This is a genomic window from Flavobacterium humi, assembly GCF_004745595.1.
Classification (GTDB): domain Bacteria; phylum Bacteroidota; class Bacteroidia; order Flavobacteriales; family Flavobacteriaceae; genus Flavobacterium; species Flavobacterium humi.
Map to the genome: position 1 here is coordinate 61373 of NZ_SRLH01000001.1, position 11473 is coordinate 72845.

Consider the following 11473-nt stretch of genomic DNA (forward strand, 5'->3'; position numbering starts at 1 on the left):
TGTTAATTATTTGCCGATACAAAAATTAGCAAAAATATTCCCCAATAGCTCATCATTGGTCACCTGGCCGGTAATCTCTCCAAAATAGTACAAGGCCTGGCGGATGTCAATGGCCATAAGGTCTGATGGTAAGTGGCTCTGCAGCCCGAACTGCACTTTCTGGATTTCTTCCAGGGCCTTGATCAGGGAATCGTAGTGGCGCGTATTAGTCACAATGGTTTCGTTGTTGCGCAACGCACCGGTATTCACAAAGGAAAGCAGCTGGTTTTTCAAATCTTCCACTCCTGTGTTCTGTTTGGCCGACAAAAGCAGTACTGCCTCCAGTTCGCTCTTCAAAAGGGCCTGTTGCTCCAAGGCCAATGTGTCCGATTTATTGACAATCGTAATCAGGGTTTTCAGCGGGAACTGGTTCCTGATCTTTTCCATTTCGATTTTTAACTGGCCAATGCCGCCATCAATGCTAAACAATTGGGAACCGTCTACAAGGTACAGCACCACCTGGGCCTGTTCCATTTTTTCGAAAGTTTTCTTAATCCCGATATTCTCCACAACGTCTTTGGTTTCACGGATGCCTGCCGTATCGATAAAACGGAAACCGATCCCGCCAATAACCAGTTCGTCCTCAATCGTGTCACGGGTAGTTCCGGCAATATCAGACACAATGGCGCGCTCTTCGTTAAGCAGGGCATTAAGCAATGTAGATTTCCCCACATTGGGTTCGCCCACAATGGCTACCGGGATACCGTTTTTAATCACATTCCCTACGGCAAACGAATCAATAAGCCTTTTCAGGACAAACTCAATCCGTTTCAACAGGTCATGGAATTGCGTCCTGTCGGCAAATTCCACATCTTCCTCCGCAAAATCAAGTTCGAGTTCAATCAGGGAGGCAAAATTGAGCAATTCTTCCCTAAGTTTGGCAATCTCGTTGCTGAACCCGCCGCGCATCTGCTGCATGGCAATCTGGTGGCTGGCTTCATTATCGGAAGAAATCAGGTCTGCCACCGCTTCGGCCTGCGACAGGTCCATTTTCCCGTTCAGGAAAGAGCGGAGCGTAAATTCCCCGGGCTGGGCCATACGGCAGCCTTTCCGTAACAATAGCTGGATAATCTGCTGCTGGATATAGGTGGAACCATGGCACGAAATCTCGATCGTATTTTCGCCGGTATACGAATTGGTTCCTTTAAAAATGGAAAGCAACACCTGGTCAATCACCTTATTTCCGTCCAGGACATGGCCTAAATGGAGCGTATGCGATTTTTGCCGGGTAATGTCTTTCCCATGGATGGATTGGAATACCTCCGAAGCGACAACAATGGCTTCTTTTCCGGAAATCCTAATAATAGCGATCGCGCCCGCACCCGAAGGAGTGGCCAGAGCGACAATAGTATCGTGGTGGTTCATCTAATGATTTGCAAGATTGTGAGCGGCAAAGTTACGAAGATTTTCGCAAGCGGAGGTAGTCAGGTAACAGTTGCTAGTGGTCAGTCGCAGTGAAAAGATAGCGTAACCAGGTTTAAAACCCTTCAAAAACCCCCAAACCGAACAAGGCGAAGTCGTATTTGACAGGGTCGGCAGGATCCAATAGGCGTAAATTGGCATCCAGTTCGGCCAGCGCTTTGGCATCGTTTTGTTTCCGCAACAGGAGTTCGAGCTTACGGGCTACATTCCCGGAATGCACATCAAGCGGGCAGGAGAGGGCAGCGGCTGGGATGGTTTCCCAAATGCCCAGATCGACGCCGTTCTTGTCCTTCCGGCAAAACCACCGGAGCATCATGTTGAGCCTTTTGGCCGCAGAGCCGTTCATCGGGTCGGAAATATGTTTTTGTGTCCTGGGAAGGTGTTCGGTTTCAAAGAATACCTTTTTAAATTCGGAAATGCTTTGCTGCATCGAGTGCGTTTCCTGGTGTTTTGCAAAAACCGCTTCCAGGCCGTTATGGTTTTGGTAAATGTGCCGCAGGCTTTTGATAAATCCGATAAAGTCCTGTCCGTTGAAAGTCCTGTGGACAAAAGATTCCAGGTGGCTTACATCCTTTTCACCAGAAGACATTACAAAATCATAAGGAGAATTCCCCATCAGGGCCATCATCTTTTTGGCATTCTCGATAATCATCTTGCGGTTGCCCCAGGCAATGGTAGCTGCCAGGAAACCGGCAATTTCAATATCTTCTTTAAGGGTATAGAGGTGCGGTATTTGTATAGGGTCGCTTTCGATGAAATTCGGGTGGTTGTATACCGTTACCTTTTCATCCAAAAACGCTTTCAGTTCTTGTATAGGCATGCTTAAATGGAACCTTTGATCGTATCGTAGGTAAAGATTTTAATATTTTTGACTTCCCTTTTGATGGCGCCGTTTTTCATGATCAGTTTCCGGTCTGCCATATCGGCAAGCTCATCGTTATGGGTTACGATTACGAAAGTCTGGCCCAGTTCGTCCCGCAGCTTAAAGAACAGCTGGTGCAGGTTCTGCGCCGTATTGGAGTCCAGGTTCCCCGAAGGTTCGTCTGCAAAGATAATGGCCGGTTTGTTGATCATGGCCCTGGCTACAGCCACACGTTGCTGTTCTCCGCCCGATAATTCATTGGGTTTGTGGTGGATGCGCTCTCCTAATCCTAAATAGGTGAGCAGTTTTTCGGCTTCCACTTCGGTGTCATGCTTGGGCTTATTGGCTATAAACGCCGGAAGGCACACATTTTCAAGCGCCGTGAATTCAGGCAGCAGCTGGTGGAACTGGAAGATGAACCCCAAATTAAGGTTCCGGAATTTAGACAAGGTCGCGTCATTCATCTTAAGGACATCTTCCCCATTTATTTCCAGTACGGTGCCGTTGGTATAGGAAGGATGGTCCAAAGTACCCAAAATTTGCAGCAATGTGGTTTTTCCTGCACCGGAAGCACCAACAATCGATACAATTTCACCTTTCTGTATATGTAAATCCACTCCTTTTAAAACCTGGAGCTTGTCGTAGTATTTCTGGATATTGGTTGCCTTAATCATGAAATCAATTTTCACAAAGTAACGAAGAATTTTGTGTATAATAAAATCTAAATCAACACATAGTGCGTATATAGTTATAAAATTTCGTTAACACCGGATTTTTTGGTTTTGCATTTCCTTAATTTTGATAAAAAGCGACAGATGAAAACTATTTTTATTCCGCTGATGGCACTCTTTTTCCTGGGCTGTCAGTCTGATAAGTTAAAGAAAGCCAATGTTATAAATAAGAAACAAGTTACAATGGATTTGAAAAAAGGAAATGAAGTGGCAATTTTTGCAGGAGGTTGTTTTTGGTGTACCGAAGCTGTATTTTTAGAACTGGACGGAGTGCAGAGTGTCAAGCCGGGCTATATCGGCGGGACAATCCCGAACCCTTCCTATGACGATGTCTGTTCCGGTTATTCCGGTCATGCCGAAGCGATACAGATTGTCTTCGATCCGGCCAAAATTACTTATGGAGAATTGCTGGAAGTGTTTTTTGCCACACACGACCCTACGACTGTCAACCGCCAGGGCGCCGATGTGGGTACGCAGTACAGGAGCGAGGTGTTTGCCACCAATGCCCAACAGAAGGAATTGGCTTTGACCTATATTCAATTGCTCAACGCACAAAATACGTACGGAAAACTTGTGGTGACAAAGGTTTCGGATGCCCCGGAATTTTACATCGCCGAAGATTACCATCAGAATTACTACAACCAGAATAAAGAGAAATCGTATTGCTCGTATGTCATTACGCCCAAAGTCGATAAGGTAAGGGAATTGTTCAAGGACAAGCTTAAAAAATAGTTTGGCATTAGTTTTGTGAGGTTGAGTACTAACTTTTAATAGAAAAGAAATGTCACAAGAAATACAAATAGAAACAAAGACCGGGCCCAATTACAAGATGGCCAAGCTTATCATTGGTATTTTCCTGGACCTGATAGGGATGGCTTCCTACCTGGTTCCGGGATTAGGGGAATTTACAGATATTATCTGGGCTCCCATAGGTGCTTTTATCCTGGCCATGATGTATAAAGGAACGGTAGGTAAGATAGGGGGGATCATCCAGTTTGTGGAAGAAGCCGTGCCCGGGATCGATATCATCCCAACCTTTACAATAGTCTGGTTTTACGAATATTATATTTTGAAGAAAACAGCCGGATAATAAACAAAAGCCTCCATCCTAACGGGGGCTTTTTTTATTTTTGCCCTTCTTTGAAGAGGAAGCCCAATCCCATACCGCGGAGCATCTTTTTTTCGAAATTCCAAAAGAAGGCAAACTGGCCGGACAAAAATCCGAAGGCCAACAGTAAAACCTGGTACACTGGTAAAATGATGATGATTTTGAGCAACAGGTATACCAGATAAGGCAGGCTGTCTTTGGCAATCCCTAAAAACTCAAGAATAGGCCTTGTGACCATCATACTGGTAGAACCGGTAATGGCAAACACTATAAATATAACGGTAAGTTGAAAATTTGACGTTATTCCCCAACGTTCTTTGAGCTTTTTCATCAAAAACGAATTTTAGCAAATATATAAATTTACCTTGGCGGGACAATGCCAAAAAGCCTTTGATTGTATTTGTTCTGAAAATAAACCATATAGTTGTAGATCAGGTAATTTACTTCATAGCCATAATGGATATTGCTGTCGTAATTGATCTGCATTTCATATAAATTGGGATTGTAGCGTGAAGGCTGCAGTGCCCGGTTGTTCCATTCGGATACATACAATCTGTTTTTATCCTCCAGGTAGAGTTCGGAATGATAGCCTCTCGGATAAGAACGGGAAGCCAGCCAGCTGCTGAAACCGGGATCGATTATGGTCACTTCATATTCCAGGTCCTTATTGGCTATGGTAACTGTATCGCCTTTTACGGCAGAAGCATTGGCGTTGTCATTAGTACTGATGCTTTGTGTTTTGCATGAAATAAGACTAACGAACACTAAAAATAAAAGAAGTCGTTTCATGATTTGTAGATTTAAAAAACCACGCTTGTAAGGGCGTGGTTTGGGTTATTGTTATTTTCCGAAAATACTGCTTAAGAATCCTCCAAGGCCGCCTTTTTTGGTGGCAGCCGCAACTGCATCGCCCAATCCGAGCTGCCCGTCACCATCCTGGTCCAGTACAGATGTCAATACGGATCCGCTACCGCCCATGGTTGGTGTTTCCTGGTTTTGGGAAGCCTGTCCTCCGCCCAATAAGCCACCTAAAATATCTGTCAGTCCGCCACCGCCGGGTGTTGTTCCTTCTTTGTTCAAGCCGCTGTTCATGGCACGTTTCGCCAGGTATCCCATAAGGATCGGAGCGGCTATTTTAATGATCATGGCTACCTTATCGGAACTGACACCGGTATTCTGGCTGACTTCATTTTCAACATTTCCCTGGTTTCCACCCAGTACATGCCCTAAAATGCTTCCGCCGTCAGAATGGTCCCCGCCGGTAATGAAGCCGGACAGGTTATCAAGGATGCTGCCGTCGTGCTTTCCTCCCAAAAGGGCTCCCAATAGGCCGCTTTGCCCGTCAGGGGTTGCCGCGTTATTTTGCATGGCACCTACAAGGGCCGGAAAAGCGGAAGACAATACCGAAGAAGTTTCCTCTTCACTGGTTCCTACTTGTTGCCCGACACCCGATATGATCTGCTTGCCAAGGTCACTCTCTAATAAATCCGTCAATCCTGCCATTTTAGTATCATTTATAGTTGGTAAAACAAAACATAAATGTAAGAAATAATTTTAGATTTCGTGTTTTAATAATGTTATAATTTGCTCTGCCAATTCAACGCTTATGCGCTCCTGGGCTTCGAGTGTAGCCGCCCCGATATGCGGTGTCATGGATATCTGCGGGTGCATCAGGACTTGTACGGCAGGCGTTGGTTCGTCTTCAAAAACATCCAGTCCGGCAAACAGTACTTTGTTGTTGTCCAGGGCTTCGATTAACTCTACCTCATTGATGATGCCGCCACGGGAACAGTTGATGATCCCCACGCCATCTTTCATGATGCTGAATTCTTTGGCACCGATAATATAATCCTTCTGCGCCGGCACGTGCAATGTCACAAAATCCGAATGTTTCAATAAGTCTTCTATAGGTTCGGTAAAAATTTCCACATTGATGAACTGGTCGTTGTAAAAATCGACCTTAATGGCTGCCTTACCTACAAAATTGTCGGAAGCAATCACTTTCATCCCTAATCCCAAAGCCATTTTCGCTACCGATTGCCCGATGCGGCCAAACCCGATAATACCGATGGTTTTCCCACGCAATTCAATACCGTTGGCATAGGCTTTTTTCAAATCATTAAAACGCGTATCTCCTTCAAGAGGCATGTTCCGGTTGGAATCGTATAAAAACCGCACACCCGAAAACAAATGGGCAAAAACCAGTTCCGCTACCGAGTTGGAAGAAGAAGCAGGCGTATTAATCACCTGGATGTCTTTGGAAATGGCATAATCGACATCGATATTATCCATCCCGACACCGCCGCGGCCAATGATTTTCAGGGAAGGGCAGGCGTCTATGACATCCTTTCTGACTTTGGTGGCGCTCCTAACCAAAAGCACCGCTACCTGATGCGTGTTAATATAATTGATGATCTGTTCTTGGGCTACTTTGGTAGTAATGACTTCAAATCCGGCGTTTTCAAGAAGTGTGATCCCGGCCTTTGAGATACCGTCATTCGCTAATATTTTCATTTGTATTGTTTAAATCCGTTGTTGTTTTTTTTTTATTTGAAGCTGTTCCTGCTTTCGCCTTTATCTCGCTCCGTTTCCCTTCGCGAGGATATCGGCTCTATCAGGGCTAGGATATGGAGCTTTCCAGTTCTTTCATGGCCTCTACCAGCACCTGGACACTTTCCAGCGGCAAGGCATTGTACATGGAAGCACGGTAACCGCCTACGCTCCTGTGCCCTGTCAATCCGGATATCCCGGCAGCTTTCCATATCTTGTCAAAAGTTTCGGTATGTTTTTCATCGTTTAAAACAAAAGTGGCGTTCATGACACTTCGGTCTTCTTTTGCTGCAGTTCCCGTAAATAAAGGGTTTCGGTCAATTTCAGCATACAATAAAGCGGCTTTGGCTTCATTGATTTTTTCCATTGCCGGTATCCCGCCCGATTTTTTGAGCCATTGCAAGGTGAGCAAAGAAGCATAAATAGGAAAAACAGGAGGAGTATTGTACATGCTTTCTTTAATTATGTGCTGCTGGTAATCAAGCATGGAAGGGATATGACGCCCTGTTTTGCCCAGGATTTCTTCTTTTACAACCACTAAAGTTGTTCCTGCAGGGCCCATGTTTTTTTGTGCCCCGGCATAAATCAGGTCAAATTTTGAAAAATCCAGGCTCCTGGAAAATATATCCGAACTCATATCGCACACTATTGGGATATGTAGCTGTGGGAATGATTTCATTTGTGTCCCGAAAATCGTATTGTTGCTCGTACAATGGAAATAATCGGCATCGGACGGAACGGTAAAATCCTTCGGGATATGTGTGTAATTCTCAGCTTTGGATGAAGCGACAGTTACGGTTTCGCCAAAATATTTCGCTTCTTTAATGGCTCCGCTCGCCCAAGTCCCGGTGTCCAGGTAGGCGGCTTTTCCGTTGTCTTTCATCAGGTTGTAAGGAACCATCAGGAACTCCAGGCTTGCCCCACCATGCAGGAATAATGCCTGGTAGCCTTTTCCTTCCAGGCCTAAAAGCTCCAGTACCAAAGCCCTGGCTTCTTCCATAACGGTCACAAAATCTTTGCTTCGGTGAGAAATTTCCAGGATAGACAAATCCAGGTTGTTAAAATTTAAAATAGCCTGCGCCGATTTCTCGAAGACTTCCTGAGGTAAGATGCAAGGTCCGGCGCTGTAGTTGTGTTTTTTCATTGTGTTGTAGTTGTTGTGAAAAATAAAGACACAAATTTCGTGAAAACAGAACGAAAAAAAACCTAATTGTTTTAAACAATTAGGCAAGATTATTAACAAAAAGCGTCGTTTTTACTTACAAAGACGTTAAAAAAGCAATTGTATCCACATTGTCCGCATAATCCCAAAGTTTTGGTTTTTGCGTCTGCCCGAAAGCCACACTGTTTGGTGTCAGGTTATTGGACACGACACACTGGATTTGCTCCGCTTCTTCTTCCAATTTGGCCTTAACGGTTTCCAAATCGTCATAAAATTCATAAAATACGGAAGAAATAGGCGAAGCATAACTCGTATCTTCCTTAATGGTCATAAAGCCATTGTCGAGCAATTTATAAAGGCTCATTAGGAATACCGCTTTATTATAATCGTAATTGTTGGCGTATTTTTCATATTTGATGATGTCCTGGTACACAAAAACTGACTCGAAGAAATGCGTAAAGTCATACCCTTGCGGTACAAACAGTTTGGAAACATTACGGCATCCCAACCCAAAATACCTAAAAATGTCCTCCCCAAGAAGGGTCAGGTCATCTGTTGTTTCTTTCCCGGTGAGGAGTGCCACGGAATTCCTGCTTTTACGGATAATGCTGGGTTTGTCCTTAAAATAATATTCGAAATAACGGGCCGTATTGTTGCTTCCGGTGGCAATAACGGCGTCAAAATTTTCCAGTTTGCCTTCGGCGAAAGTAATCCGGTTTTTAAACCTTGGCTCGGCCGAAATAAGGTAATTGGCCAGGAAAGGCAGCAAATGCTGATCGTCCGAAGATGTTTTGACCATAACATTATGGCCTGAAATCAAAACAGACAAGAAATCATGGAACCCTACCAGCGGAATGTTCCCGGCCAATACCAACCCGACTGTTTTTGGTGCGGTATCAGGGAAATCATAATGGGAAACCCATTGGTCAAGATTGCCTTTGGTTAAAGCTTCGGCCCATGAATGTATGGAATGGTACACCTGTTCGGGAGTATACCAGCCGTTGTGGGATTGGGATAATTCGATCAAAGAAACAAAGGCTTCATAAAACAAATCATTCTGCCTGGCTTGTGGGAGCGGCTCATTTTTTTCTAATGAAAACTGACTCAAAAAAGTCCCCAAATCCGTAAAGGCCGATTTTCTTTCTTCTAATGTCATTCGTAATATTTGTTTATGAATGGTTTTGATTGTATTTTTGTGCAAAATTAAGCTTTTATTAGCATTAGTCAACAGAAATTTTAAACAGCTTGCGGCAATAGCGCGTAAGGCATAAAGCAAAATAGATGGCAATCATTATAACAGACGAATGTATCAATTGCGGGGCTTGTGAACCGGAGTGCCCTAATACCGCAATTTACGAAGGTGCCGACGACTGGCGATACAAGGATGGGACGAAATTAAGCGGGAAAATAATCCTGCCAGATGGGACTGAAGTCGATGCGGATGCTGCACAAACCCCTATTTCAGACGATATTTATTATATCGTTCCAGGGAAATGCACAGAATGCAAAGGTTTTCATGAAGAGCCGCAATGTGCTGCGGTTTGCCCGGTCGATTGTTGCGTTCCCGATGATAATTTTGTGGAAGACGACGAAACCTTGCTCAACAGGCAGTCTTTCCTGCATAACGAATAACCTGAGGATAAACCTGGTAAAGAGGATTTTTAAAAGTCCTCTTTTTTTAACTTTGATAAATGAGAATGACAATGAGGAGAAATTTATGTTTTATTTTGTTTTTAATTGCCGGATGTGCTTTTGCTCAAAACCTGGAGTTTACCGTAATTGTTAAAGATATCCAGACCGGTTTGCCCATAGAAGAGGTTACTATAACTTCCCTAAAAAGCAACCAGGGCTTTTTATCCAATAAAAACGGAGAAGCTATCATCAATCTTACAAAGCCTTCGGATTTGAAATTCGAGCATTCGCTTTATAAAAGCTATACGGTGAAATTCAGTGAATTGGATAAAAAAATCAATGAGGTTTACCTGGAAAGCAATGCCATGCAGCTCGAAGAGATTATCCTGACAAGCGAGCATCCACAGGATATTTTAAAGGAATTGATTAAAAATTCACTCACCAAAATAACCGTTCCCGTAAACCTGAAAGTGTATTTAAGGGAGTTTTACAAAAAAAACGACCAAATTGTCTTTTTTAATGACGGGCTGATCAATTTCCAGATTTTGGGGAATTCAAAAAAGCTTAAAACCGATATCCTGGTCGAACAGAACCGCGCGGTTGGCTTGCTTGATATCGATATAAACTCGGAATTGTTAGGGTATGACCTGAACAATATCATCGAGAATTATTACCAATTCGAATACCTCGACGAAATCCTGGCATCCAGCGCCAAGCGAAAATACGAGTTCCAGGTCCGGTCTTTTCCGGGCAATGAAGATTATTTGGTCATCAAAGTTACGCCGCTGGAAGAAGCAAGCGGTGTTTTGTCCGATTTCACGATCATGTACGACCGGAATAAGATGATTATTATGGAAGTTGGTTCGGTCGTTCCGGAATCCCGTATGGTAGATTTGAGAAGGTCTTTTTTAAGCAGTGATAAAATCTACAAGCTGGAGTACAAGAATACGTTCCGGGTAGATAATGACCTGTATTATCTAGCCAATTCGAAAGAAGTGATCGGTTTTGAAAAAAAGTATAAAAAGCAAAAAAGAAGGATTGAAGTCAACAACCACATGATCACGACAAACTTTGACAAGCAGATTTTCAAATACAGCAATCAGAATGTATTCAAGGACAAATCCCTAATCAACAAGAAGACAAAATTTTTCAGTAATTATTGGGATGTGGAATCCGGTTTCATTTCTACCAAAGAAGAAAAAGAAATCATTGAACGTCTTGATACGCAGTAAAATAAATTTATAAAATAAAAAAAATCCTGAGTTTGTTGCTCAGGATTTTTTTATGTGTTGATTTACGGTTTTATCAGGTCGTATTTTTCCATAGTGATCTTATCCGTTTTTTCATCGTAGGTTTCAAGCACCAGGTTTCCGTCTTTGTCAAAATACCCGACAGATGTTTTGTTTTTATTTTTAAAGATGTAATTATTGTTCGATGTTTTTCTTAAAATCGCGGCTTTTTTACCGGTAGACCCAAAAATGGAATAACCGCTTTTGTCCAATGCTACCTGGTATTTTTGGCCATTTAGGTTGTAATAAGAAGAACGGTCAACATCTACCACACGGGTCACACCGTCCACACTTACTTCAGTGGTGGCCGTTACCTGGACCGGAGTGTCTTTCATTTCTTTGTTCAGAGGATCCGATTTTTCTTGTTTCATTTCGATATGCTGTACCTCGTTCGTTTTCTCCTTTTTAACAATTTGTTTCTCTCCGTCTGAATCTTTGACGGTCGTAACCGTAGTTTTCACCTCAGATTGTACATTAGTATTCTGGCCATATCCTAATACTGCCGTAACGGTTAAGGCAAAACATAAAAATAAATTTTTCATAAGATTTCGATTTAAGTTAATAATTTTTAAATATACTCTTGAAAAACAAGTAATTACTTACATAATATCAAGATAAAGTTACAAAATTATCATTGAAAAAAATTGAATTAATTGTGTTTATAAATCTTATATTTGC

Annotated in this window: 14 protein-coding genes; 4 read left to right on the forward strand and 10 right to left on the reverse strand. The window is 42.9% G+C overall.

From position 1 onward, the window contains the following. Positions 1 to 6: 6 nt before the first annotated feature. The 3 genes from mnmE to E4635_RS00205 form a co-directional block, all read right to left on the reverse strand. Positions 7 to 1404, reverse strand: coding sequence for a tRNA uridine-5-carboxymethylaminomethyl(34) synthesis GTPase MnmE (gene mnmE / locus E4635_RS00195; protein ID WP_135524598.1), 1398 nt, complete (start codon positions 1402 to 1404; stop codon positions 7 to 9). A 112-nt stretch (positions 1405 to 1516) separates the two neighbouring features. Next, complete coding sequence (locus tag E4635_RS00200) at positions 1517 to 2281, reverse strand: TIGR02757 family protein (RefSeq protein ID WP_135524599.1); 765 nt, start codon at positions 2279 to 2281, stop codon at positions 1517 to 1519. Between the two features lie 2 nt (positions 2282 to 2283). Continuing rightward, positions 2284 to 2997 carry an ABC transporter ATP-binding protein gene (locus tag E4635_RS00205; protein ID WP_135524600.1) on the reverse strand — a complete coding sequence of 238 codons (714 nt, stop codon included), beginning with the start codon at positions 2995 to 2997 and terminating at the stop codon, positions 2284 to 2286. 141 nt (positions 2998 to 3138) lie between these two features. On the opposite strand from E4635_RS00205, the gene msrA reads away from it, so the two are divergent. Together msrA and E4635_RS00215 are read left to right on the forward strand one after the other, a co-directional pair. Continuing rightward, the gene (msrA, locus tag E4635_RS00210) at positions 3139 to 3786 is read left to right on the forward strand and encodes a peptide-methionine (S)-S-oxide reductase MsrA (protein WP_135524601.1); all 648 of its coding nucleotides are present in this window, start codon (positions 3139 to 3141) and stop codon (positions 3784 to 3786) included. Between the two features lie 49 nt (positions 3787 to 3835). After that, a complete protein-coding gene (locus tag E4635_RS00215; RefSeq protein ID WP_135524602.1) occupies positions 3836 to 4144 on the forward strand; it encodes a hypothetical protein in 309 nt (102 codons plus the stop codon). Between the two features lie 34 nt (positions 4145 to 4178). Here the strand turns inward: E4635_RS00215 and E4635_RS00220 are convergent, their stop codons facing one another. From E4635_RS00220 to E4635_RS00245, 6 genes are all read right to left on the reverse strand, one after another. Next, entirely contained in the window at positions 4179 to 4493 is a 315-nt protein-coding gene (locus E4635_RS00220) for a DUF6787 family protein (RefSeq protein WP_135524603.1), read from the reverse strand. Positions 4494 to 4522: 29 nt separating this feature from the next. Beyond that, positions 4523 to 4951 carry a DUF6146 family protein gene (locus E4635_RS00225; protein WP_135524604.1) on the reverse strand — a complete coding sequence of 143 codons (429 nt, stop codon included), beginning with the start codon at positions 4949 to 4951 and terminating at the stop codon, positions 4523 to 4525. A 51-nt stretch (positions 4952 to 5002) separates the two neighbouring features. After that, complete coding sequence (locus E4635_RS00230) at positions 5003 to 5665, reverse strand: DUF937 domain-containing protein (RefSeq protein WP_135524605.1); 663 nt, start codon at positions 5663 to 5665, stop codon at positions 5003 to 5005. Between the two features lie 51 nt (positions 5666 to 5716). Beyond that, a complete protein-coding gene (locus E4635_RS00235; protein WP_135524606.1) occupies positions 5717 to 6676 on the reverse strand; it encodes a D-2-hydroxyacid dehydrogenase in 960 nt (319 codons plus the stop codon). A 106-nt stretch (positions 6677 to 6782) separates the two neighbouring features. Next, a complete protein-coding gene (gene serC / locus E4635_RS00240) occupies positions 6783 to 7856 on the reverse strand; it encodes a 3-phosphoserine/phosphohydroxythreonine transaminase (RefSeq protein WP_135524607.1) in 1074 nt (357 codons plus the stop codon). Between the two features lie 115 nt (positions 7857 to 7971). Continuing rightward, on the reverse strand, positions 7972 to 9030 hold the full coding sequence (locus E4635_RS00245) for an acyl-CoA reductase (RefSeq protein WP_135524608.1): 1059 nt from the start codon (positions 9028 to 9030) through the stop codon (positions 7972 to 7974). A gap of 125 nt (positions 9031 to 9155) precedes the next feature. Here E4635_RS00245 and E4635_RS00250 point away from each other — a divergent pair, with 125 nt between their 5' ends. Then, positions 9156 to 9506, forward strand: coding sequence for a 4Fe-4S dicluster domain-containing protein (locus E4635_RS00250; protein ID WP_135524609.1), 351 nt, complete (start codon positions 9156 to 9158; stop codon positions 9504 to 9506). A 71-nt stretch (positions 9507 to 9577) separates the two neighbouring features. Then, positions 9578 to 10738: a hypothetical protein gene (locus E4635_RS00255; protein ID WP_135524610.1), complete on the forward strand. Its 1161-nt coding sequence runs from the start codon at positions 9578 to 9580 to the stop codon at positions 10736 to 10738. Positions 10739 to 10800: 62 nt separating this feature from the next. On the opposite strand, the gene E4635_RS00260 is transcribed toward E4635_RS00255, so the two are convergent. Then, complete coding sequence (locus E4635_RS00260; protein WP_135524611.1) at positions 10801 to 11337, reverse strand: hypothetical protein; 537 nt, start codon at positions 11335 to 11337, stop codon at positions 10801 to 10803. Positions 11338 to 11473 lie beyond the last annotated feature (136 nt).